Here is a 23530-nt window from a genome sequence, read left to right as displayed (position 1 = left end):
TTCGGCCCTCAGGCCGCTTCTTTCTCTGCCGACTCTTCAGCCGGGAACGGGAAACCGAACAGGCGCAGCAGTTCGCGCGCTTCGTCGTCGGTCTTCGCCGTGGTGGTGACGATGATGTCCATGCCCCGGACCACGTCGATCTTGTCGTACGAGATTTCGGGGAAGACGATCTGCTCCTTCAGGCCCATCGCATAGTTGCCGCGACCGTCGAACGACTTCGGGTTGACCCCGCGGAAGTCGCGGATGCGGGGCATCGCGATGGTGACCAGGCGGTCGAGGAATTCGTACATGCGTTCGCGGCGCAGGGTGACCTTGCAACCGATCGGCATGCCTTCGCGCAGCTTGAACTGTGCGATCGACTTCTTGGCCTTGGTGATGACCGGCTTCTGGCCGGCGATCAGTTCCATTTCCTCGGCAGCGGTCTGGACCTTCTTCTTGTCCTGGCTCGCCTCGCCGACGCCCATGTTGAGCGTGATCTTTTCGATCTTCGGCACTTCGAGGGCGTTCTTGTAACCGAACTTCTCGGTCATCGCCTTGACGATCTGATCGTCGTAGCGCTGCTTCATGCGGGGGGTATAATCAGCCATCGATGGTCTCCCCGGACTTGACTGCGACGCGAACCTTCTTGCCGTCGCGCTCTTCGATGCGCACGCGGGTGGCCTTGCCGTCCTTCGGATCGGCAATCGCAACCTTGGAGATGTGCATCGGCGCCGGCGTGCGGTCGATGCCGCCCTGCGGGTTCGCCTGGGTGGGCTTGCGGTGACGGGTCATCACGTTCACGCCTTCCACCAGGACCTTCGCGTCCTTCGGGAAAACCTGCATGACGGTGCCGGTCTGGCCCTTGTCCTTGCCGGACAGGACCACGACGGTGTCACCCTTCTTGATCTTTGCGGTCGCCATTACAGCACCTCCGGAGCCAGGCTGATGATCTTCATGAAGCCGCGGCCGCGCAGTTCGCGCACCACCGGGCCGAAGATACGGGTGCCGATCGGCTCTTCGCTCTTGTTGACGAGGACCGCGGCATTGCTGTCGAAGCGAATGACGCTGCCGTCGGGGCGACGGACGTCCTTCTTCGTGCGCACGATCACCGCGCGGTGAACGTCGCCCTTCTTGACCTTGGCACGCGGCTGCGCCTCCTTCACGGAGACGACGATCACGTCCCCGACGCTTGCGGTGCGGCGCTTCGACCCGCCCAGTACCTTGATGCACTGGACGCGCTTTGCGCCGCTGTTGTCCGCGACGTCGAGATTGGATTGCATCTGGATCATTGATCCGGTTCCTTCTCATGGCTTGCCGGAACCAGTCCGGCAGTTCCTTGCGGGGTTGCCGATCGCCGGGGCGATCAGCCGATTTCGTTGTTGGCCGCCTCGACTTCGAGATCGGCTTCGACTGCCTGCGTTCCGCCGGCGGTCACGCGATCCTTCACGATCCAGCTCTTGGTCTTGGAGATCGGCTTGGTCTCCTCGATCCGGACCACATCGCCCAGGCCGTATTCGTTGGCTTCGTCGTGGGCGTGGTACTTCTTGGAACGACGGATGATCTTGCCGTAGAGCGGGTGCTTGACCTTGCGCTCCACCAGCACGGTCACGGTCTTGTCCGTCTTGTCGGAGGTGACCGTTCCGATGAGAATACGTTTCGGCATCGGTTGCTCCTTAAGCCTTGGCAGCTGCGGACCGTTCGGTCTGCAGCGTCTTGATGCGGGCGATCTGGCGGCGCACTTCCTGAATGCGTGCGGGACGCTCCAGCTGGTTGGTGGCAGCCTGGAAGCGCAGGTTGTACTGCTCGCGCTTCAGCTCGGTCAGCTCTTCCACGAGCTGGTCGTCGGACTTGGTCCGCAGGTCTTCAATCTTGCTCATGATCAGCCCTCCAGGTGGCTCGTGTCGCCGAGGCGGGCCACGACCTTGGTCTTGATCGGCAGCTTCATCGCAGCGCGGCTGAAGGCTTCGGCGGCCAGCGGGCCGGCAACGCCGTCGAGTTCGAACAGGATGCGGCCCGGCTTCACGCGCGCGGCCCAGTATTCGACCGAACCCTTGCCCTTACCCTGACGGACTTCGGCAGGCTTCTTCGAAACCGGCACGTCCGGAAAGACGCGGATCCAGAGACGGCCCTGGCGCTTGATGTGACGGGTGATCGCACGACGCGCAGCTTCGATCTGGCGTGCGGTGATACGTTCCGGCTCCATCGCCTTCAGGCCATAGGACCCGAAGTTCAGGTCCGTACCGCCCTTGGCGTTGCCATGGATCTTGCCCTTGAAGGCCTTGCGGAACTTGTGTTTTTTCGGTTGCAGCATGGTTCTTTACCTCAACGAGCCGGCCTGACGCCGGACGTCTGTGCTTCCATCATCAGGCGATCCTGCGCCACCGGGTCGTGGCCGAGGATCTCGCCCTTGAAGACCCACACCTTGATGCCGATGATGCCATAGGCGGTCAGAGCCTCGGCTTCGGCATAGTCGATGTTTGCGCGCAGCGTGTGCAGCGGCACACGGCCTTCGCGATACTGTTCGACACGGGCGATTTCCGCACCGCCGAGACGGCCGCCGCACACGATCTTGATGCCTTCGGCACCAAGGCGCATGGCCGACTGCATGGCGCGCTTCATCGCACGGCGGAAGGCGACACGGCGGATGAGCTGGTCGGCGATACCCTGGGCGACGAGCTTGGCGTCGATTTCCGGCTTGCGGATCTCGACGATGTTCAGCTTCACTTCGCTGCTGGTCATGCCGGCGAGCTTGGAGCGCAGCTTTTCGATGTCTGCGCCCTTCTTGCCGATGATCACACCCGGACGCGCCGCGTAGATCGAGATGCGGCACAGCTTGGCCGGACGCTCGATCACCACCTTCGAAATCGCGGCCTGCGGCAGCGTGTCGACGATGTACTTGCGGATTTCGATGTCTTCCTTCAGCTGCTGCGCATAGTCAGCACCTTCGGCATACCACCGGCTGTCCCAGGTACGGTTGATCTGCAGGCGCAGACCGATCGGATTGCTCTTCTGGCCCATCTTACGCCTCTTCCACTTCGCGCACGACGATCCGCAGCCGGCTGAACGGCTTCAGGATGCGGGTGCTCTTGCCGCGGCCACGCGTATGGAAACGCTTCATGGTGACCGATTTGCCGACGCTGGCTTCGGCGACGATGAGGGCGTCGACGTCCAGGTCGTGGTTGTTTTCCGCGTTGGCGATCGCGCTGGCCAGCACCTTGCTGGCGTCACGCGCCATCGCACGCTTCGAAAAGGCGAGGATGTTCATCGCATCTTCGACCTTCTTGCCGCGGATGAGCTCGGCAACGAGGTTCAGCTTCTGGGCGGAACCACGGATGGTGGTGCCGACCGACAGCGCCTCGTTATCGGCGACCCGGCGGGGAGCTTTCTGCTTGCTCATCAGCGCTTGCCCTTCTTGTCGGCGGCGTGACCCGGGAAGGTGCGCGTGGGCGCGAATTCACCGAGCTTGTGGCCGACCATGTCCTCGTTGACGGACACCGGAATGAACTTGTGGCCATTGTAGACGTTGAACGTCAGGCCGACGAATTGCGGCAGGATCGTGCTGCGACGCGACCAGGTCTTGATCGGCTTTGCATTGCTCTGGTCCTGCGCGTCTTCCGCCTTCTTGAGAAGGCTGAGTTCGACGAACGGACCCTTCCAAACGGAACGTGCCATGTGCCCTTACCTCTTCTTCTTGGCGTGGCGCGAACGGATGATCATCTTGTCCGTCTGCTTATTATTGCGGGTGCGTGCGCCCTTGGTCGGCTTGCCCCACGGGGTAACCGGGTGACGGCCGCCGCTGGTGCGGCCTTCACCACCACCGTGCGGGTGATCGACCGGGTTCTTGGCGACGCCGCGCGTCAGCGGACGCTTGCCCTTGTGGCGGGTGCGGCCAGCCTTGCCGAAGTTCTGGTTCTGGTTGTCGGGGTTCGAGACCGCACCAACCGTACCCATGCATTCGCCGCGGATGTAGCGCTGCTCGCCCGAGTTCAGGCGAACGATGACCATGCCGCGGTCACGACCGACGAGCTGGACGTAAGCGCCTGCCGAACGGGCGATCTGGCCGCCCTTGCCCGGCTTCATCTCCACGTTGTGGCAGATGGTGCCGACCGGCATCTGGCTGAGCAGCATCGCGTTGCCCGGCTTGACGTCGGTCTTCTCGCCCGCGATCACCTTGTCGCCTGCAGCAACGCGCTGCGGAGCGATGATGTAGGCAAGCTCGCCGTCGTCATACTTGACCAGTGCGATGAAGGCGGTGCGGTTGGGATCGTATTCGATCCGCTCAACGGTGCCTTCCACGTCCCACTTGCGACGCTTGAAGTCGACGAAGCGGTACTTCTGCTTGTGACCGCCGCCGATCCCGCGCGAAGTGACGTGACCCTTGTTGTTACGGCCGCCCGTCTTGCGCTTGCCTTCCGTGAGCGACTTTTCCGGCTTCCCTTTCCAGAGGCCGGTCTTGTCGACCAGGATGAGGCCGCGGCGCGCGGGGCTCGTGGGGTTATAGTTCTTGAGTGCCATTGTTCGTGTCCTGTCCCTGGCCTCAGATACCGCCGGTGATGTCGATTGCGTCCTGGCCTTCGGCCAGAGTCACGATCGCCTTTTTCACGTCGGTGCGCTTGTAGGGCTTGCCTTTCCAGCGCTTGGTTTTGCCCTTCACGTTGATCGTGTTCACGTTCGCGACCTTGGTGTCGTAGATAGCTTCCACGGCTTCCTTGATCTGCGGCTTGGTAGCGCCGCTTGCGACCTTGAACACGACCGCGTTGAATTCCGACGCCATCGTCGATTTCTCGGTGATGTGCGGCGCAACGATCACGTCGTAGTGACGGGCGTCGATTTCCTGCTTCTTAGCCATTGAAACGCGCCTCCAGCTTTTCGACCGCGTCGGTGGTAAGGACCAGCGTGTCGTGCTTCAGGATGTCGTAGACGTTGGCGCCCATCGCGGGCAGCACGTTGACGCCCGGAAGGTTGCCGGCGGCCTTCTTGAAGCCGTCGTTCACGCTTTCGCCGTCGATCACCAGGACCTTGCCGGCGAACCCGGCCTTGTCGAAGTGACCCTTCAGCGCCTTGGTCTTGCCATCCTTCACCTCGAGGCTGTCGACGATCACGAGGCCGTCCTTGGCCTTGCTCGACAGGGCCATCTTGAGGCCGAGCGCGCGGATCTTCTTGTTGAGCGACTGCTCGAAGTCGCGCTTGCGCGCGCCGTGGGCCCTGCCGCCGCCGATGAAGATCGGGGCCTTGCGGTCGCCGTGACGGGCGACACCGCCGCCCTTCTGCTTGCCGTACTTCTTGCCGGTGCGGGCGACGTCCGAACGCTCACGCGTCGGGCGTGCCGTGGCACGGCGGTTTTCGAGCTGCCAGGTGACGACGCGGTGCAGGATGTCCGCACGCGGCTCGACACCGAAGACGTCGTCGTTGAGTTCGACTTCGCCGCCCTTGCCCGAGACGGCCTTGCCGTCGAGTTTCTGGACCTTGACCTTCACGATCAGGACTCCTTGCTGTCAGCGTCGGGCACGTCGGTTTCCGGCGCGGCCTCGGCATTCTGTTCGGTTACTGCGCTCTCCGCGCCGGCTTCCTGCTCCTCGAGGAGCTTGGCCTGCTGTTCGGGAGAGACTTCCAGCTTCACTTCGTGCTCTGCAGCGCTTTCGACCAAGCCGGCAGCTGCTTCTTCCGAAGCGAATTCTTCCTGGTTGCGATACATCACGCCCGGGAACGGCAGGTCGTCGTGCTTCACCTTCACGGCATCGCGGATGAGCATCCAGCTGTTCTTGGTGCCGGGAACGCTGCCCTTCACGAAGATCAGGCCGCGCTCCGCATCGGTGCGAACCACTTCGAGATTCTGCTGCGTGCGCTGGCGATCGCCCATGTGACCGGCCATCTTCTTGTTCTTGAAGACGCGGCCCGGATCCTGGCGGTTACCCGTCGAACCGTGCGAACGGTGGCTGATCGACACACCGTGGGTGGCGCGCAGGCCCCCGAAGCCCCAACGCTTCATGGCGCCGGCAAATCCCTTGCCCTGCGTGTGGCCGGTGATGTCGACCTTCTGGCCGGCGACGAAGTGGTCCGCGCTGATCCGCGCGCCGACGGGAAGGAGGCCTTCCTCGTTCTCGACACGGAATTCGGCGACCTTCTTCTTCAGGCCGACTTCAGCCTTGGCGAACTGTTCGCGCTGCGGCTTGTTGACATTCTTCTGCTTCGCTTCACCGGCGCCCAGCTGGACAGCGAAATAGCCATCCCGGTCGGCGGTGCGGTGGGAAACGACCTGACAATTCTCCAGCGACATGACGGTCACGGGCACGTGACGGCCATCCTCCTGGAACAGGCGGGTCATTCCAACCTTTTTCGCGATCACGCCACTGCGCATGATCCAATCTCCTCACAGAGGCACCCCGGACCACCCGAGGTGCTTGCCAGCCCTGATTGTCATGCGTCGCCCCGTCCGGGCTGAGATGCTCCCGATAAGGGAGCAAGACGGGGGACGCAGCCCGGACATGTCCGGCGGTATCCCTATGTCTTGCCGGTTCGGTGACCGGCGGGGCGATAGGAGCCCCGAATTTTCCTGGTCGTTTAAGGTCCCACCAGAAGGACCGGAGCAAACCCGGTCAAGCGAGCTTGATTTCCACGTTCACGCCAGCGGCCAAGTCCAACTTCATCAGCGCGTCGACCGTCTGGGCGTTGGGCTGCACGATATCCAGCAGCCGCTTGTAGGTGCGCACCTCGAACTGCTCGCGCGACTTCTTGTCGATGTGCGGGCCGCGGTTCACGGTGAACTTCTCGATGCGCGTCGGCAGCGGAATGGGACCCCGGATCAGCGCGCCGGTGCGACGTGCGGTTTCTGCGATTTCGCCAGTTGCCTGGTCGAGAACGCGGTGATCGAACGCCTTGAGGCGAATGCGAATATTCTGGGCTTCCATGTCCACTTACCGATGCGAAAGAGCCAGGAAATTGCCTTGCGGCGTTTTCCATAAATAAAGAGAGCCGCCCCGCCTCGCCGGTTTCCCGGAAAAGGGGCGGCCCCCCAAAAACCTGACCGGCGGGAACGAATCCCCGCCGGTGCGCAGGCCTATATTACTTCGTGATGGTGCTGACAACCCCCGAACCGACGGTCCGGCCACCTTCACGGATTGCGAAGCGCAGGCCTTCGTCCATGGCGATCGGAGCGATCAGCTTGACCGAGATCGTCACGTTGTCGCCCGGCATCACCATTTCCGTGCCTTCGGGAAGGATCACTTCGCCGGTCACGTCGGTGGTGCGGAAGTAGAACTGCGGACGGTAGTTCGCGAAGAACGGCGTGTGACGGCCGCCTTCGTCCTTCGACAGCACGTAGACTTCTGCGCTGAACTCGGTGTGCGGGTTAACCGAACCGGGCTTAGCGAGGACCTGGCCACGCTCGACTTCTTCACGGCCAACGCCGCGGATAAGGGCACCGATGTTGTCACCAGCCTCACCGCGGTCAAGCAGCTTGCGGAACATTTCGACGCCGGTCACGGTCGTCTTGGTGGTGTCCTTGATGCCGACGATTTCAACTTCGTCGCCAACGTTCACAACGCCGGTTTCGACGCGGCCGGTGACAACCGTACCACGACCCGAGATCGAGAACACGTCTTCGATCGGCATCAGGAAGTCCTTGTCGACCGGACGTTCCGGCTGCGGGATGTAGTTATCGACAGCGTCCATCAGTTCCTTGATCGACTTTTCGCCGATTTCCTCATCGCGGCCTTCCAGGGCAGCAAGAGCGGAACCCTTGATGATCGGAATGTCGTCGCCCGGGAAGTCGTAGTCGCTCAGCAGTTCGCGAACTTCGAGTTCAACGAGCTCGAGGATTTCTTCGTCGTCGACCTGGTCGACCTTGTTCAGGTAAACGACCAGTGCCGGCACGCCGACCTGACGGGCAAGCAGGATGTGTTCGCGGGTCTGCGGCATCGGGCCGTCGGCTGCATTCACGACCAGGATAGCGCCGTCCATCTGGGCGGCACCGGTGATCATGTTTTTCACGTAGTCGGCGTGGCCCGGGCAGTCGACGTGTGCGTAGTGACGTGCGTCGGTCTCATATTCGACGTGTGCGGTCGAGATGGTGATGCCGCGCTCGCGCTCTTCGGGAGCCTTGTCGATGTTTGCGAAATCGACAGCAGCGCCCTGCACCTTGGTGATCGCCGCGGTCAGCGTGGTCTTGCCGTGGTCGACGTGACCGATGGTGCCGATGTTGCAGTGCGGCTTGTTCCGCTCGAATTTTTCCTTCGCCATGTCTCAATAACCTCTGTTTGAAATGAATTTCATACGGGATGAAGGCGGCACCCGCTGAATCAGGCGCCGCCCCTAGCTTTGTTGCTCGCCTTAGGCAAGCTTCTCCTTGACCTCTGCAGCCACGTTCGCGGGCACTTCGTCATAGTGCGAGAACTGCATCGAGTACTGGGCACGGCCCTGGGTGAACGAACGCAGCTCGTTCACGTAGCCGAACATGTTCGCCAGCGGCACGTTGGCTTCGACCGCCTGGGCGTTACCGCGGCTGTCGGTGCCCTGGATCTGGCCACGACGGCTGTTGAGGTCGCCGATGACATCGCCGAGGTAATCCTCGGGGGTCACGACCTCGACCTTCATGATCGGTTCCAGCAGCTTGATGCCGGCACGCTCGGCAACTTCGCGCATCGCACTGCGACCGGCGATTTCGAACGCGATCGCGCTCGAGTCGACGTCATGGTACGCGCCGTCATACAGGTTGACTGTGAAGTCGATGATCGGGAAGCCGACGAGATGGCCGCTTTCGGCCTGCTCGCGGAAGCCCTTTTCGATCGCGGGGATATATTCCTTTGGAATGTTACCGCCCTTGATCTCGTCTTCGAACACGAAGCCCTGGCCGCGCTCACCGGGGGTGACCTTGACCTTGACGCGGCCGAACTGGCCGGAGCCGCCCGACTGCTTCTTGTGGGTGTAATCCACGTCCACCGGCTTCGCGAGGTATTCACGATAGGCCACCTGCGGCGCGCCGACGTTGGCTTCGACCTTGAACTCCCGCTTCATGCGATCGACGAGGATGTCGAGGTGAAGCTCGCCCATGCCCTTGATGATCGTCTGGCCCGATTCGTGGTCGGTCGTGACGCGGAAGCTCGGATCCTCGGCAGCCAGGCGGTTGAGGGCGACGCCCATCTTTTCCTGGTCGGCCTTGGTCTTCGGCTCCACCGACAGTTCGATCACCGGCTCGGGGAATTCCATCCGCTCGAGAATGATCGGCTTGGCCGGATCGCACAGCGTGTCGCCGGTGGTGGTTTCCTTCATCCCGGCCAGCGCGACGATGTCGCCTGCGAACGCCTCTTCGATGTCCTCGCGGTTGTTCGAGTGCATCAGCAGCATGCGGCCGATCTTTTCCTTCTTGTCCTTCACCGAATTCAGGACGCTGCCCTTGGCGAGCTTGCCCGAATAGATGCGGGTGAAGGTGAGCGAGCCGACGAACGGGTCGTTCATGATCTTGAAGGCCAGCGCGGCGAACGGCTCGTCGTCGCTCGACGGACGGGTCTGTTCCTCGTCGCTGTCGGGCAGCACGCCCTTGATGGCCGGCACGTCGAGCGGGCTCGGCATGTAATCGACCACCGCGTCGAGCAGGGGCTGGACGCCCTTGTTCTTGAACGCGGAGCCACACAGCACGGGCACGAAATCACGCGCCATGGTGCCCTTGCGGATCAGCTTCTTGAGCGTCGCGGCGTCGGGCTCGTTACCTTCGAGATAGGCTTCCATGACCTCGTCGTCCTGTTCGACGGCGGTCTCGACCAGCTTCTCGCGGTATTCGGCTGCCTTGTCGGCAAGGTCTTCGGGGATGTCGACGAACTCGTACTTCGCGCCGAGGTCTTCGTTCTGCCACACGATGCCGCGCATGTTGACGAGGTCGACGACGCCCTTGAGGTCGCTTTCCGCGCCGATCGGGAGATACAGCACCAGCGGCGTTGCGCCGAGGCGGTCGATGATCGACTGCACGCAGTAGTAGAAGTCGGCACCGGTGCGGTCGAGCTTGTTGATGAAGCACATCCGCGGCACGCCGTACTTGTCGGCCTGGCGCCAGACGGTTTCGGATTGGGGTTCCACACCGGCAACCCCATCAAAAACCGCCACCGCGCCGTCGAGCACGCGCAGCGAGCGTTCGACTTCGATGGTGAAGTCCACGTGGCCCGGGGTGTCGATGATGTTGATGCGGTGCTTCGGCTGGTTCTCGCGCAGCGCTTCGGGAGCGGAACGCGGGTCCATGGTCGCGTCTTCCGCGGTCCAGAACGTGGTCGTCGCGGCCGACGTGATGGTGATGCCGCGCTCCTGCTCCTGCTCCATCCAGTCCATCGTCGCGGCACCGTCGTGCACTTCGCCGATCTTGTAGGACTTGCCGGTGTAGTAGAGAATACGCTCGGTCGTGGTGGTCTTGCCGGCATCGATGTGGGCCATGATGCCGATATTGCGATAGCGCTCCAGCGGATAGTCGCGGGCCATGTCAAATTCCTCGGTATGCGGGGTTGGCGAAACGGTCGCGCCCCATATAGTTAGCTGTGTGACTTTATGAAGTCCGCCCCGCCCCCGTCCCGTTCGCCCTGAGCCTGTCGAAGGGCCTTGCGCGAGCGTGCTTCGACAAGCTCAGCACGAACGGAGGTGGGGAGACTTCGCCGGTCGTTACCAGCGGTAGTGGCTGAACGCGCGGTTCGCATCCGCCATGCGGTGCGTGTCTTCGCGCTTCTTGACCGCGTTGCCGCGGTTGTTGGCCGCATCCATCAGCTCGCCCGAGAGACGGGCGGCCATGGTGGTTTCGGCCCGGCCGCGCGCGGCGGAGATCAGCCAGCGGATGGCCAGCGCCTGCGCACGTTCCGGGCGCACTTCGACCGGCACCTGGTACGTCGCACCGCCGACGCGGCGGCTGCGCACCTCGACCTGCGGCTTGATGTTGTTCAGCGCCTCGTGGAAGGTCTGCACCGGATCGGTCTTGGCCTTGGCCTCGACCGTGTCCAGCGCGCCATAGACGATGCGCTCTGCAGTGGATTTCTTGCCGTCGAGCATGAGGTTGTTCATGAACTTCGACAGCACCTGATCACCGAACTTGGGATCGGGCAGGATGACCCGCTTTTCGGGACGACGACGACGACTCATTGGTCTTTTCCTTTATCTCTACCGTGAGTCCCAGCGAAGGCTGGGACCTCAGTCGGCCGGCTCCGACGTCCGAGGTAGGACCGGGCGGCCTGAGACCCCCGCCTGCGCGGGGGATCATGACGGATTACTTCGGACGCTTGGCGCCGTACTTCGAACGGCTCTGCTTGCGGTCCTTCACACCCTGCGTGTCGAGCACGCCGCGCAGCACGTGGTAACGCACGCCGGGAAGGTCGCGCACACGGCCGCCGCGGATCAGCACCACGGAGTGTTCCTGGAGGTTGTGACCCTCGCCCGGAATGTAGGAGATGACTTCGCGCTGGTTGGTCAGGCGGACCTTGGCAACCTTGCGCAGCGCCGAGTTCGGCTTCTTCGGGGTCGTCGTATAGACGCGGGTGCAAACGCCGCGCTTCTGCGGGTTCGCTTCCATCGCAGGGACCTTGGACTTGGCCTTCTGCGGAACGCGGCCCTTGCGGACCAGCTGGTTGATCGTCGGCATGTGAGTTCTTTCTCTTCACCAGTTTGCCGAGCGCGCGCACTTGCGCGCTCGGGGCGCCCCTTCCGGGCGGAAAACCGGTGCCCACTTTTCCTGAGGGGGCGCGGCTCTTCCCTGCGAGGGCTGGCGACTACTAGCGGATGGGATGGTACGTTCGGGTTCGGACGACTTTTCGCAACACCCGCTCGTCCTGAGCCTGTCGAAGGACAGCCACCGACGCGCGAACACGCGAAACCGCACGAGCCTGAAACACTCCACCCCTGGGCCGCATGGCCACCGGGTTACTTTGACGGCTGCCCCGAACGGTTCGCGCTTTCGCGCACCCGCTCCAATAGAAAAGAGCCCCACCGCACCAGCTGGAAAGCTTGGGCGAGAGGCCCCGGGACATGACCGGCAATGTTCAGCTCTATCTGACCGATGTTGGACAGGTCCAACACCGGATGGCCGCGCACTTAGGGGGATTCGGGTGGAGGGTCAAGGGTGGGGTTATCTGCTAAGTGGACGACACCCAAATATGCATATGCCTTTTTTCCAAGTCGGATATCGAGCAACCAAATTCTAGATGGCCCTCTCCCATATCTGCGGAAAATTTTCGGTATGGGGTATTGTAGAAAGACCGCAGGATGAAGTTCAGAAATATGAATGGTGATACTGGTCCTGAAACCGGAATACGACAATTCTTGTATTGACCTAATGTTAGGTGCGAAACTGGATGCTCATAATCGACAAAAGAATCTGGATCGTAATCAAATCTTACGGGCACCGTTACGACATTCTTAGCTATCATATCTGCATAAAGGTCATCGGTCTCATAAATCTCAGGGTCGTTCTGATATTCCTGCAAGTCAGGTGAGGGAAAGAAAGCGAGACGGTGACCTTGAATATCCCCTCCGGAAAATCGATACTGGAACTGGATAAGCGCGCCATCAATCATCTTAATGTTGAATGCCCTTCGCTCTGACAGTGCCTTGTAAACGTCGACATATGGCACGTTCTTGAGAACGATCGAAAGATCAACATCCTTGCCGAAGGCAACCGAGCATTCCGCTCCGTCTATAATCTCAGAAGGGTAATTCTGATCCACACACAATCCGGTGGCAATAAGACTGCCAGTCAGATCATGAATTTCCTTGATCGCGTCCCTGGGATCCAAGACTATTCACCATTGAGGATGCTACGCAGCTTAGCGACATCCTCTGTAGGCAGGTCCTCAATGAAAATCTTTCCTTCAGCCAGGTCCTGAATGAGACGATTAACCGATTTTGCTGCGCCCTTGGCTGCCTTTTGTTCTGCCATGGACCGATCGCGATTCACTACCTTTAGATGCTTGCGTGTTTCTTCAGTCGGATATGTAAATTCCAGCTGAAAATTATTCGCCTTCACCCTCTCGAACTCATCCTTCAGTTTGCTCATTGATGGTCCATACCCCAAGACTTTTACCCAAGCTTTGCTTCTAGTAATTGCCGTGAATAACTGATTTCGGACTCTACCGACATTGAAGCGCTCCCCATAGCAATCTTGACCGTTGATGACGTAGACCATGCCAGCTTCATTACCTTTGGCCCGAAAGATGCCAGTAAACGCAACGGAGTTGTCCGCTTTAAAGAAAACATCCCGCGCTGTATCGACCCCCGCCACATGAGATTGTATACCATCTAAAAACAGAAGCTGACGAGGCTTAGCCGCTTGGGCAACAGTCGTAAAAGGATCGGGATTGATAACAATAATATCGTCACCCTTGAGTTCATCGTACTCCAAGTTACGTTTGATTTGGCCAACAAGCCATGCAGCTTGTTCATCCTCGTTCTTGAACTCAACAAATTCAATCAGATCATCTACAACCGCAGGAGCCTCCAGAAACGCGGGACTCGACTCATTGGTTCGCGCGAGAGTTACGGAGCGCCCCTCTTCCAGCCGCCCTTTTTTGATCTCGTAACCGACGTCCTGCCACAACTCAGGCCTGTCAAACATTTGCACCAAGCCAGTTCCAGTATTTGGATCCTGATCGCGATATACACCGAACCCCAAAGCGTGTGCCGTTGCCAACACGGGTCCAGAATTACGATAACATTTCTCAAGAATAATATCCTGGCTTGCCGAGTGCGGCCCCGCATTGTCGAAAGTAACTAAGGGGTTTCCTTCCGCATCGCTACCAAATATTTCTTCCGGAGGCGGTAGGCTACTCTCAGTTAAAGACTGTAGTTCGTCGTATGCGTATACCAATCTCTTTTCAATACCCAACGATTCGTAACAAAGTCTCAGGAAGCTCGGATCAAAATCTTGAGCTTCATCAATGAGGATCGCATCAAACAACGGGGCAGACACTTTGACTTCTGCCAAAGCTAAATTCGTAACTCCGGCAAACGCCGTCTGCGATGTAAAACGGTTCTTTGCTCTGCCGTAATCCCAAAACTCAATGCCATTATGCACAACAAATTGATAGTAGACCCCGGTCCGATCACCACCACCTGGACCGCCCCACGCGTTGATAACTTGAAGATTTTCCCAATCCGGTTGATCCTTAGTTTGCTCGAACACAAAGGTTTCGATCAATCGGACAAATTGAGCCTTCAAAGAGCGCGTATTGAATGTAACGGCTATACGCCATTCTGGATTCTGAACATGGAGATATGCAGCCTTTAGCGCGAGGATTATTGTCTTTCCTGAGCCCGCCAATCCTCTGATACGCTGGACACCGTCTACCGTTTCAATAACCGCCCTACTTTGTAATGAATCCAAATTTGCAATCGAATCTTCCAGCTTCTTTAAAATTGCCCCGCGAGAGTCGTCTCGCGTCACTTGGCGCTTCCTACCTTTTCGTATCGTAGAGATTGATTGAATTACAGAATGAGCAAGTTCAAAAAGATCAGGTCTGGACCAAGACAGACTGGCAATGATCTGCTGCAGACCAATCTCAGTCGAAGCGATCGGATAGCTTGTATCGAATTCATTTTGCCCTGAAAGAGGGGCAAATGTAATAACTTGTGGTGTTGCCAAAAGGGTTCGGCCTTCCATCAGGCCTTTATGAGATCGTAGCCTCGTCTCCAATTTATTGGCGAAATCGTCCTGAATTTCTTTAAACTCGCCAATATCAACTCCCTCAACTAAATGAAAAATCACTACACCTTTTTCTGGGCTAATCCAAAGAGCGTCGATAGAGCTGACATCGTCCGCACCTGCGAGAACCGGATAGCCGACATAAAGTAGGCCACTCGCGTTTCCTGCTTCGGTAATCACCTCCGCGAGTCGTTGGCTCGTTACGGGCTTTTCGGTGGATCCCCAGATTACCTGTGTCATCGAAAGCTTGTCGCCCCGTTCTCATAATTTTTAGTGCGATGAGTCACACGCCTCAGCGCGTCTAGTCGGCGATAGCGCACCGATGCCATGAATGAAAGTTTGCTCCCGTCTATGCCTCCATCGTCGCGTCGAGCAAGCGAATATGGCAAGTCTCAGCGAGTGACGAGATGCCAACTTTCTGCTCCTCATCATTTTGGTTTAGTCCCTCAAACGCCGGGCGCGACGCGTCCGCGTCGCTTGGCTTCCTCGCATAAGCTCGGGCGGGCGGTCGCCCTTGCCTCGCCTAACGGCTCGGAGCTTGCGCTAGGCAGAAACCATTTTCCTACTCACCCGAAATCTGCATCCTGTGCGCGGTCATGCCGAAAGACCGCAAGCCTCGCTCGCCCGCAAAGCCTCCCGCCACCTGCACGCGCAAGAACGCGCGGCAGGCGCATTCCGCCGTGGCCTGGGTGGGGGAGGAGCCGGGGGAGGACGATCCGCTGCTCGCCTTTGCGCCCTTCCTCCACAAGGCGCCGCGCAGCAACTCCATCACGCCCGATCGCCAGCGCCGCTTCGTCGCCGCGCTCGCCGCCACCGGCATCGTCGGCAAGGCGGCGCGCTCCATCGGCAAGTCGACCGAGGCGCTCTATCGCCTGAAGCACCTGCCCGGCGCAGAAGGGTTCTCCGCCGCGTGGGATGCGGCGGTCCTGCGCGGGCTCCAGCGGATCGACGATTGCGCGATCGAGCGGGCGCTCACCGGCACGCGCACGCCCATCGTCTCCGGCGGGGAGATCCTCGGCTGGTGGGACAAGCCGGACAACACGCTGCTGCGCTTCCTCCTCCAGCACCGCCTGCCGCAGCACTACGCCAAGCAGGAGATCGGCCCCGGCCACCCGGTGTACGAGGAGCTTGCGGCCGAAGCGCGCCGGCAGGTTTCCGACGCGCAGCGGGCGGGTCACCAGCGGGCCTTCGCCTTCGCCCTGGCGATCCACACCCATCGCCGCCGCCGGTTCTGGCGGGAGGCGCAGCGCCTCGGCCCCGACCAGCCGGGCCCGCGCGACCCGTGGGACCGCGACGGGGAAGACGGTTTTCCCGAACTGCCCGGCTTCGCCACGCCCGAGGAACGCGAGCTTGCGCAGGCGATGCTGGAGGATCTGGAGCGCGACCGGCCCCGCAAACGCTGACGAAACGCGGGATGCGCCCTCGCCCGCCGCGTGGTAAGGCTGCGCCCATGGCCATCCCCGCCGACCTCGAAATCCGGACCGCGCTGAAAGACGGCACGCGAGTGCGCATCCGGCAGGTACGGGAAAGCGATGCCGCGGCCATGCGGGCGGGCATCGCGAAAATGTCGCCCCGCTCGCGCTACCTGCGCTTCTTTTCGGGTGCGACGACCGTGCCGGAATGGGTGATCGAGCGGCTGGTGTCGGGCGACGGGGCGCAGCACCTCGCCTGGGGCGCCATCGCGGTGGACGCTGCGGGGGAGCCGGCCATCGGCGTCGTCCACGCCTTCCGCGACGCGGACGATCCGGGCAGCGCGGAATTCAGCGTCGGCGTGCTCGACGAATACCACGGGCTCGGCCTCGGCAAGCTGTTGGTGGCGACGATCCTGCTGGCCGCGCGGGAGGAAGGGCTGGACCATTTCACTGCCGAAACGCTGGCGGAAAACGGCAGCGCGGTGTCCTTCGTCCGCTCGCTGGGGGGCGAGCTGATGGCAAGCGGCGGGGCGACGCGCAGCTGGAAGTTCGACGTCGACCGCGCCATCGCGGTGCTGCGCGGCGAATGCGACCCGCCCGGCATGGCGCAGGTGTTCGAAAAGCTGGGCTAGATCAGCCGCGCCATTCGCGCGCCAGCAGCCCCCAGATGAAGCTGTCGCGCACGCCGATATGCGTCTCCCACTGTTCGCGCAGGCGCCCTTCGCAGGCGAAGCCCAGGCTTTCGAGCAGGCGGTTGGACGGCGTGTTGTCGGGATCAGTGTCCGCCCACACGCGGCGCAGGCCCATGGCCTGGAACATGCGATCGAGCAGTGCGGTCATGCATTCGCGCGCCACGCCGTCGTGCTGCCGGGTCTTCACCACGAGGTAGCCGGTTTCCATCACCGCCGGATCGTCGTCCGGAATGGCGACGAGACGGGCGACGGGGGCGCCGGTCGCGCGGTCTTCCGCGATCCAGCAATGCCCGTCCCAGTCGGGATCGCGCAGCCAGCCGTCGAGCTCCTCTGCGCTTTTGAACGGCCCGCGGCTCCACCAGCGCATTTGCTCCTCGTCCGCGAAGGTGGGAAAAAAATGCGGTGTGTCGCCTGGCTGAATGTTGCGCAGGGTGAAGCGCGCGGTTTCGAGAGTGGGGACGATGCGCTTCACTCGGCCATCGCCTCTGCCGCAGCTTCAACGGCCTCGGCTTCTGCTTCGACCTCGTCGGCAGCGTCCTCCATCGCGTCGGCCATTGCCTCGGCCTCGTCCTGCAGCGCCGCCACGAGCGACCCGTCCGCATCGTGGCGCACCAGCATCGTGAACGGCCCGCCGTCGCCGACCGCGCTCAGCGCCCGCAGGCGGAGCGATCGCAGCCACGCCGCATCCACGCACTCCAGCGGCAGCACCAGCCGGGCATCCAGCCCCTCCCCGCCGTCGTCGTCGTCCAGCGCGGAGGCGAAGCCCAGCGGCGTTGCGAAACCGGCCTGCAGGGTCGAATCCATGTCGCCTGACATCATGTCCACGACCAGCGAGCCGCCGGCCCCGCCCAGCATCGACACAGCCTCTTCCGACAGGCTGTATTCGGCATATGCGGTGCCGTAGCCCCCCTCCCCGTCCGTGGTCACGAAGCTGAAATCGCCGGGCGTTTCGGTGCCGAGCGCGAGCGTGCCGCCGTTTTCGATATAGGCGATTTCCTCGATCGACAGGGCATAGGCACCCGCCGCCCCGTCGAACGTATCGGCGCGCAGCGTGTACACGCCGTCCGCCGGCAGCTTAACGCGGATCAGCGAGTTGAGCCCGTCGCCCGCATCGTCGTTCGCGGCGATTTCCTCGCCGTCCGTCCCCTCGCCTGCAAACAGGGCGAGCCGCGGGTCGATATCGTCGGCGGTCATGCGGATGGAAACGAGCTGGCCCGCGCGCCCGGTGAAGCGATAGACCGCGCCCTGGTCACGCTGCAGCATGCCCTTCTGCGCCCCGCCGATGGCAATCGGCTCCACGCGCGGGGGGACGTAGGCGGTCGTGCGCAAGAGGATGTCGAACGGCCCGCCCATCGGCCCGTCCTCCCCGTCCTGGTACTCGCTCACGTCCAGCCGGAAGCGCCGCCGCCGCTCGGTCTTCAATTCGATCCGGCTGTCGAGGTCGAAGCCGCCGTCGTCGTCTTCCGCCACCAGTTCGCCGCTGTCGGCGTCGTAGAGCGATGCGAGCGAATCCCCGCCTTCGCGCGGGATCACCTGGATGACCACCTGCTGGTTCGCCGGCACGGTGAAGGTGAAGCTCTTCGCCTCGCCGCCGGCAGCGAACGTGTCGCTATAGGCGCGCAGGTCGTTGTCCGCGCGGTCGAGGTTGCGCGCGTCCTGCGCCGCGGCGGGAACGCCGGCGAGCATGGTGGCGGCAGCCAGCAGGGCCAGCGGCAGGCGATTGGCGATCATGTGAAAATTCCCCTCTGCGATCTGCGCCCATACTAACGGAAGCGCCGCCACGCGAAAGGGCGTTAAGCGTTTGCGCCCCTAAGCGGCGGCCTCGCCCGAAAGGGCCGCGACCAGCGCGCGCATCTTGGCCTGCCGCCATTGCGGGCGCGGCGCGACGAGCCAGTAGGACCGGCGACCCTCGCTCGGCCCCTCGAGCGCGACCAGCCGCCCGTCGGCCAGCGCATCCTCGACCAGCAGGAAAGGCAGGATCGCACGGCCCAGCCCGGCCAATGCGCTGGTAAGCGCCTGCCCCGCATTGCCGACCTGCAGAACGGGCTTGGCGTCTTCGGGCAGCGCGGCGCCGGGCCATTCGATCCAGTCTTCGAGCGCGTCGGGGCCGGCATCGGATGCCGCCACGATCACCTTGCGCGCAGGGGCCAGCTGTATGCCTTCGAAATCGCCCGGCCCTTCGACCAGCCGGATCGCGCAGTCGAGGTTGGCTTCGGTGAAGTCCGCATCCTCGTCTGCATGGAAGGTGAAGCGCGCGCCGGGATTGCCTTTGCGGAAAGCGGCCAGGCGCGGGGCGAGCCACATGCCATAGAATTCGCGCGGCGCGGCGATGGTATAGCGGTCACTCGCCTGCCCCGCCTGCATCGCCTGCACGCTTTCTTCGAACTTGATGAAGCCTTCGCGCAGGGAATCGAGCCCCGCCAGCCCTTCGTCCGTCAGCTCCAGCCCCTTGGACGTGCGGCGGAACAGCACGACGCCCAGCACATCCTCGAGCGCGCGGATCTGCTGGCCTACGGCCGCCGGCGTCACCGCCAACTCGTCCGCTGCGCGGGTAAAGCTGACATGGCGCGCCGCCGCGTCGAACACGCGCAAGGCGTTGAGGGGAAGGAGCGTCCGCTTCATGGCCGCGCGGATTTAGGCGGGCGGGGTGCGGGTGGCAAGAACTCTGAAAAGCCCCTCCATTTCCCACGCAAAGCCGAATATTCTTCCGCGACTATCTCTCAAAGAAACTGCGGCCAAATCCCGAAAAGCGTAACAAATTCAGATTCTTGAGCTTGACGAATCATCCGAATTCCGGCAAAAACTAGCTCAACGATCAAATAGCTGAGGAGACTTTTCACTGTGAAAACGCTCAGACGGAAAGTGAAAAGTTTGGCCCACGCTAAGGCTGATTTGCAGCTCTCGGCGACGTTGGGCCGTATCGAAAGAATTAAACTGTAAAGCCGGCCCAACGTCGCCGAGAGCTGCAATAAAAGCGTCGCTCAGCTCCGAGTTTATCGTCCTTAGAATTCTTGGCAAGTGATGCGAACGCGTTATCGACAAGCAAGAACAGCAGTATCTTGTCCTTCACCACGGCAACGGCGCGCCGAACAGCGCCTTGAACACCGCGACGACGAGCCAGTGGAGCGCGACAGCCGGCCATATCGAACCACTGCGCCAATATAGCCGCGCGCACGCTACGCCGAGGGCGATCACGGCAAGAAGGAACGTCGGTTCGAGCATCAGTTGCGCAAAGGGACCGTCGTGCACCAGCGTCTGGAATGGGTGCCAGGCGGCGAAAAGCAGCGTCGAGAAGGCAATCGCGCCCAAGGGAAGCGACCGCTCCGGCGCCGGTGCGGGCAGCAAGGCTGCGCGAAACAGCAGCTCCTCCCCCAATGCCGGGGCGATCAGCGCGATCGCGAGCAACTTGAAGGTGTCGGCGGAGAAATCCGGTTGCCACGCGATCCAGCCACCGAAATTGCCGCAAAGTGCGACAACCGGTGCGAGCCATGCGAGTTCGAAGAGGAACAGGCGCACCCAGCCGGTAGCGGGCGGGCGCAAGGAACGGCGGAGCTTCCGAAAGAAGCGCCGAAGCGTGGGTAATTTTTGGTTCTCAGCCAACTCCGCCGTCACCCCGGACTTGATCCGGGGTCCCGCTTTCCTGTGAGCATCGGTAAGGCAACAGCGGGACCCCGGCTCGGGGGCCGGGGTGACGGATCGGGCAATTACCCCTCCCCACCCAGCACTCCCCTCGCCTCCGGGTACAGCCTGCCCAGCAGCGTCTCGCCCATCTGGACGAGCAGCGTGCGAAGGCGCTCCGTGACCGCGGCTTCCCCGGCATCGCGGGCATCCTTGCGGATGCGGTCGAGGGCGGGGCCATTTTCTCCGACCACCTTTTCCACCTCGGCCTGCCAGAAATCGGGGTGTTCGCCTTCTTCCCACTGGCCGCGTCCGCGCCCGAAATGCGCGACGGCGAGGTAGCGCAGCAGCGCGGCACCGGTGATGCCGCGGAAGAATTCGCCCGACCAGCGCAGCGAGCTGCCGTCTTCCCCGCGCGCCATGTTGATGCCCTTGGCCAGCCCGCCTGCCCCCAGCGCGCCGAGGATGCCGCCCACGATCATGCCGCCGCCCAGCGTCAGCCCGCCGGCCATCACGTCCGCCGCAAGCCCGGTGACCGCGCCCGTCGTCATCGCGCCGAGGATGGCGGAGAAGCCTTCGGGCGTCTTCTCGCCGCGGTGGTAATCCTTGCCGAGCCGTTCCAGCACCTTGCGCGCGGCCTTGCCGTCCAGCCCGTGCAATTCGATCATCGTCTCGGTCGATTGCGCGGTGCCGATGGCGAGGCGTTCGGACAGCGCGGCCATGGCGGTCTTCACTTCCTTGCTTTCGCCCCGGCCGCCCTTGATCGTGGCGGACAGCTCGCTGCGCCAGTCGCCGTCGCCCACCTTTTCGGAATCGCGCGCCGCGGCGGCGAGCTGCGAGGCGATGGCGGCCATGGAGGCTTCGAAGCGGGCACGGTTGAGCTCGCGCCATCGCGCCGCCAGCCGCTCCATCGCAGGGCGCTTGTCTTCGGGCAGGAGGGGCTGCACGCGGTCGAGCAGGACGCCTTCCTGCACCCAGCAGCGGGCAAAGGCATCGAGCGGCAGCACGCCGCGCACGAAGGGATAGCGGGCGAGGTGGTCGGCCCACCGCTCCGCCTCCCCGCCCGTGTCGGCCTTGGGCGATCCCATCTGGTTGAGCAGGATCAGCACCGGCTTGCCGATCCAGGCGAGCACGTCCATTTCCAGCGCGACATAGGCGGCCGCAGCCGGGTCCTCCGCCGCGTTGACGAGGTAGAGGATGACGTCGGCCTGGTCGCGCGCGTTCTTCACCGCCTGCTGGCTCGACCACAGCGGGCGTTCGCGGAAACGGTCCCACACCTGCGTCAGGAACCAGCCGATCGGGTTGCCCGACTTGCGCAGCCGGTCGACCAGCCGCGCGGTGTCGCCGAAGCCCGGAGTGTCCCACAGCATCAGCGTGTCGCCGCCCGCTTGCACCAGCACGTGGCCGCTGGCGAGGTCGGTGACATGCGCCGCATCGCGCACCTCGCCGATGTCGCGGCCCAGCATGGTGCGCGCCAGCGTGGTCTTGCCCGCGTTGGTGTGGCTGATGAGCGACAGGTTGACGGTGGTGCCGGCGGCTTCGGGCAGGTTTTCGGGCAAGGACTCGGTCATGCGTAAAGCGCCTCTCCGGTGGTCAGCGCCTCCAGCCGCTGCGCTTCCGCGGCGGGATCGGCTGCGGCGATATCCATCACCAGCGCGGTCGTGCCGAAGGACTTGAGCAGCTTCTCCCAGTTCGCGCGGCGTTCGGCCACGCGCTCTTCCAGCCCCGACTGCCCGGCGAAGTGGCGGCGGAACGGCCCTTCGTCCACCACCGCGACCAGCCGCTGGCCGGGCCGCTCCTTGTGCAGCCGCAGCCGCAACGCATCGGCGAACCAGCCGTGGTTCTCCCGCTCCGGCGTGGCGGACAGGCTGAACAGGGCGACGTGGATGTCGGTCTGGTCGGAAAAGGCGACGCCCTCCACCCACGCATCCTCGTTGCCATAGGGCACGGGACTGTCGAAGCGCACCGCCACGCCTTCGCCCAGCGCTGCGCGCAGCAGGTCGGACAGGCTGGCCTGCGTGGCGGCGTCGGGGGTGTAGGCATAGGGGGTGACGCGCAGTTCCGCCCCGCCGCCATCGCGGGCGCGCAGCAGCCGGCGGGTGTAGAAATCCTCCCGCCCCGGAATGGCAATGCGGCGCTTGCCGCGCGCCGCTGCGAGCGCGTTCCACCCGGCCAGCAGCAGGCGCGGGACGGCGACGAAGCCGACGAGTGTCGCGGTGTAGAGCACGATCCACGGGCCCGCGTTCTCGCCGCCGTTCTCCCATGCCAGCGCGCGGATTCCCTCCACGTCGGGGATCGCGATGCCGGTCGCGGCGCTGGCCGGGCCGAGCACCCAGCCGAGAAGCGTGTGCACCGCATCGGGGCCGAGGAAAGTGCTTTCCCAGCCCGCGCGGTATTCCACCGTCAGCGCGCGCAGGTAGATGCTGACGATCACGCCCAGCGCGAACATCGCTGCACCGAGGTGCAGCACGATCGCGCCGCGGCGGATGTTGAGCTTGCCCGCGACCCGCGCCCAGTCCGCCCCGAAGCGCCCCAGCGCCGCCGATGTTTCCGCCGACCACGCCGCGCCGCGCTGCGCCAGCCACTTGCGCGGTTTCGCCAGCCAGCCGGAGGCGGCAGGAACGCGGCTGCCCGCAATGCTGCGCACCGCCATGGCGGCATAGGCGACGAGGTTCCACGCCACGAGGCCGAGCAGCGGCACCGCCAGCAGGTCCAGCCGCTTACCGCTCGCCAGTTCGTTGCTTGCGAGGCCCAGCACGAAGGCGACCAGTGGCACCACCGCCGCCAGCCAGCCGGGGAAGCGCGTGGCAGCCAGCGCCCGCTTCACCGCCGGGTGCCGCGTCTCCAGCCTTGTCGCGGCGAAATGGGCCCGCGCCGCGAGGAAGTCCGCCGGGGCGGACCCTTCGCCCAGCCGCGCCCCGGCCAGGTCGGCTTCGGACCGGTCCTCCCGCGTCAGCAGCGCGTGGTTCTCGTCGCCCGCTTCCACCGCGCGCACGAGGTAGAAGGCGCGCGCGTCGTCCTCTGCCATGCGCAGGCGGTCAGCGGCCATCGCGGCGTTCATCCCCGTTGTCTCTCACGGGCATATGCCTAGCCGCCCTGCCAGCCGCTTGAAAGGCCTGCCTGTTTTTTGACGGGTAACCAAGGGCGATAGACAGGCAGCAATTCCGGCA

28 protein-coding genes are annotated in these 23530 nt (G+C 63.0%); 2 read left to right on the top strand and 26 right to left on the bottom strand.

Translation table 11 applies throughout. The features are described 5' to 3' along the window. Positions 1–8: 8 nt before the first annotated feature. From rplE to QQW98_RS09790, 20 genes are all read right to left on the bottom strand, one after another. Complete coding sequence (rplE, locus tag QQW98_RS09885; RefSeq protein WP_290134777.1) at positions 9–587, bottom strand: 50S ribosomal protein L5; 579 nt, start codon at positions 585–587, stop codon at positions 9–11. After that, positions 580–900, bottom strand: coding sequence for a 50S ribosomal protein L24 (rplX, locus tag QQW98_RS09880; protein ID WP_290134776.1), 321 nt, complete (start codon positions 898–900; stop codon positions 580–582). The genes rplE and rplX overlap by 8 nt, the downstream gene beginning before the upstream one ends. After that, positions 900–1268, bottom strand: a complete 369-nt coding sequence (rplN, locus tag QQW98_RS09875; protein ID WP_067680194.1) for a 50S ribosomal protein L14 — start codon at positions 1266–1268, stop codon at positions 900–902. Before rplN ends, rplX begins: the two co-directional genes overlap by 1 nt. Positions 1269–1342: 74 nt before the next feature. Continuing rightward, a complete protein-coding gene (gene rpsQ / locus QQW98_RS09870; RefSeq protein ID WP_290134775.1) occupies positions 1343–1642 on the bottom strand; it encodes a 30S ribosomal protein S17 in 300 nt (99 codons plus the stop codon). Between the two features lie 10 nt (positions 1643–1652). Continuing rightward, the gene (gene rpmC, locus QQW98_RS09865) at positions 1653–1856 is read right to left on the bottom strand and encodes a 50S ribosomal protein L29 (protein WP_290134774.1); all 204 of its coding nucleotides are present in this window, start codon (positions 1854–1856) and stop codon (positions 1653–1655) included. Between the two features lie 2 nt (positions 1857–1858). Beyond that, positions 1859–2290: a 50S ribosomal protein L16 gene (gene rplP, locus QQW98_RS09860; protein ID WP_290134773.1), complete on the bottom strand. Its 432-nt coding sequence runs from the start codon at positions 2288–2290 to the stop codon at positions 1859–1861. Between the two features lie 11 nt (positions 2291–2301). Further along, positions 2302–2997, bottom strand: coding sequence for a 30S ribosomal protein S3 (gene rpsC / locus QQW98_RS09855; RefSeq protein WP_290134772.1), 696 nt, complete (start codon positions 2995–2997; stop codon positions 2302–2304). A gap of 1 nt (position 2998) precedes the next feature. After that, positions 2999–3376 (bottom strand): 50S ribosomal protein L22, encoded by a 378-nt coding sequence (rplV, locus tag QQW98_RS09850; RefSeq protein WP_290134771.1) that lies wholly within the window; start codon positions 3374–3376, stop codon positions 2999–3001. Further along, a complete protein-coding gene (rpsS, locus tag QQW98_RS09845; protein ID WP_290134770.1) occupies positions 3376–3651 on the bottom strand; it encodes a 30S ribosomal protein S19 in 276 nt (91 codons plus the stop codon). Before rpsS ends, rplV begins: the two co-directional genes overlap by 1 nt. Positions 3652–3657: 6 nt before the next feature. Further along, on the bottom strand, positions 3658–4494 hold the full coding sequence (gene rplB, locus QQW98_RS09840) for a 50S ribosomal protein L2 (RefSeq protein ID WP_290134769.1): 837 nt from the start codon (positions 4492–4494) through the stop codon (positions 3658–3660). A 22-nt stretch (positions 4495–4516) separates the two neighbouring features. Then, positions 4517–4828, bottom strand: a complete 312-nt coding sequence (locus QQW98_RS09835; protein ID WP_290134768.1) for a 50S ribosomal protein L23 — start codon at positions 4826–4828, stop codon at positions 4517–4519. Beyond that, positions 4821–5456, bottom strand: a complete 636-nt coding sequence (rplD, locus tag QQW98_RS09830; RefSeq protein WP_290134767.1) for a 50S ribosomal protein L4 — start codon at positions 5454–5456, stop codon at positions 4821–4823. Before rplD ends, QQW98_RS09835 begins: the two co-directional genes overlap by 8 nt. 2 nt (positions 5457–5458) lie before the next feature. Then, positions 5459–6337, bottom strand: a complete 879-nt coding sequence (gene rplC / locus QQW98_RS09825; RefSeq protein ID WP_290134766.1) for a 50S ribosomal protein L3 — start codon at positions 6335–6337, stop codon at positions 5459–5461. A gap of 238 nt (positions 6338–6575) precedes the next feature. After that, a complete protein-coding gene (rpsJ, locus tag QQW98_RS09820; RefSeq protein ID WP_040715017.1) occupies positions 6576–6887 on the bottom strand; it encodes a 30S ribosomal protein S10 in 312 nt (103 codons plus the stop codon). Positions 6888–7041: 154 nt separating this feature from the next. After that, positions 7042–8217, bottom strand: a complete 1176-nt coding sequence (tuf, locus tag QQW98_RS09815; protein ID WP_290134765.1) for an elongation factor Tu — start codon at positions 8215–8217, stop codon at positions 7042–7044. Between the two features lie 90 nt (positions 8218–8307). Continuing rightward, positions 8308–10440: an elongation factor G gene (gene fusA / locus QQW98_RS09810; protein ID WP_290134764.1), complete on the bottom strand. Its 2133-nt coding sequence runs from the start codon at positions 10438–10440 to the stop codon at positions 8308–8310. Positions 10441–10617: 177 nt separating this feature from the next. Next, positions 10618–11088 (bottom strand): 30S ribosomal protein S7, encoded by a 471-nt coding sequence (gene rpsG, locus QQW98_RS09805; protein WP_290134763.1) that lies wholly within the window; start codon positions 11086–11088, stop codon positions 10618–10620. Between the two features lie 124 nt (positions 11089–11212). Further along, positions 11213–11584, bottom strand: a complete 372-nt coding sequence (rpsL, locus tag QQW98_RS09800; protein ID WP_115366484.1) for a 30S ribosomal protein S12 — start codon at positions 11582–11584, stop codon at positions 11213–11215. 490 nt (positions 11585–12074) lie between these two features. After that, the gene (locus QQW98_RS09795) at positions 12075–12734 is read right to left on the bottom strand and encodes a DUF2290 domain-containing protein (protein ID WP_290134762.1); all 660 of its coding nucleotides are present in this window, start codon (positions 12732–12734) and stop codon (positions 12075–12077) included. 2 nt (positions 12735–12736) lie between these two features. Further along, the gene (locus QQW98_RS09790) at positions 12737–14878 is read right to left on the bottom strand and encodes a DEAD/DEAH box helicase (RefSeq protein ID WP_290134761.1); all 2142 of its coding nucleotides are present in this window, start codon (positions 14876–14878) and stop codon (positions 12737–12739) included. Positions 14879–15318: 440 nt separating this feature from the next. On the opposite strand from QQW98_RS09790, the gene QQW98_RS09785 reads away from it, so the two are divergent. Beyond that, complete coding sequence (locus tag QQW98_RS09785) at positions 15319–16041, top strand: hypothetical protein (protein WP_290134760.1); 723 nt, start codon at positions 15319–15321, stop codon at positions 16039–16041. A 47-nt stretch (positions 16042–16088) separates the two neighbouring features. Further along, entirely contained in the window at positions 16089–16682 is a 594-nt protein-coding gene (locus tag QQW98_RS09780; protein ID WP_290134759.1) for a GNAT family N-acetyltransferase, read from the top strand. Between the two features lies 1 nt (position 16683). On the opposite strand, the gene QQW98_RS09775 is transcribed toward QQW98_RS09780, so the two are convergent. The 6 genes from QQW98_RS09775 to QQW98_RS09750 form a co-directional block, all read right to left on the bottom strand. After that, positions 16684–17214, bottom strand: a complete 531-nt coding sequence (locus QQW98_RS09775; protein ID WP_290134758.1) for a GNAT family N-acetyltransferase — start codon at positions 17212–17214, stop codon at positions 16684–16686. Beyond that, positions 17211–18473: a PPC domain-containing protein gene (locus tag QQW98_RS09770; RefSeq protein ID WP_290134757.1), complete on the bottom strand. Its 1263-nt coding sequence runs from the start codon at positions 18471–18473 to the stop codon at positions 17211–17213. The genes QQW98_RS09775 and QQW98_RS09770 overlap by 4 nt, the downstream gene beginning before the upstream one ends. A 78-nt stretch (positions 18474–18551) precedes the next feature. Then, complete coding sequence (locus tag QQW98_RS09765) at positions 18552–19364, bottom strand: LysR family transcriptional regulator (protein WP_290134756.1); 813 nt, start codon at positions 19362–19364, stop codon at positions 18552–18554. Between the two features lie 444 nt (positions 19365–19808). After that, positions 19809–20354, bottom strand: coding sequence for a CPBP family glutamic-type intramembrane protease (locus QQW98_RS09760; protein ID WP_290134755.1), 546 nt, complete (start codon positions 20352–20354; stop codon positions 19809–19811). Between the two features lie 92 nt (positions 20355–20446). Next, a complete protein-coding gene (locus QQW98_RS09755; RefSeq protein WP_290134754.1) occupies positions 20447–21931 on the bottom strand; it encodes a GTPase domain-containing protein in 1485 nt (494 codons plus the stop codon). Continuing rightward, entirely contained in the window at positions 21928–23409 is a 1482-nt protein-coding gene (locus tag QQW98_RS09750; protein ID WP_290134753.1) for a DUF2868 domain-containing protein, read from the bottom strand. Before QQW98_RS09750 ends, QQW98_RS09755 begins: the two co-directional genes overlap by 4 nt. Between the last annotated feature and the right edge of the window lie 121 nt (positions 23410–23530).

The sequence above is a fragment of the Alteriqipengyuania flavescens genome, from assembly GCF_030406725.1.
Lineage (GTDB): Bacteria > Pseudomonadota > Alphaproteobacteria > Sphingomonadales > Sphingomonadaceae > Alteriqipengyuania_B > Alteriqipengyuania_B flavescens.
This window is presented reverse-complemented; position numbering and strand designations above follow the sequence as displayed.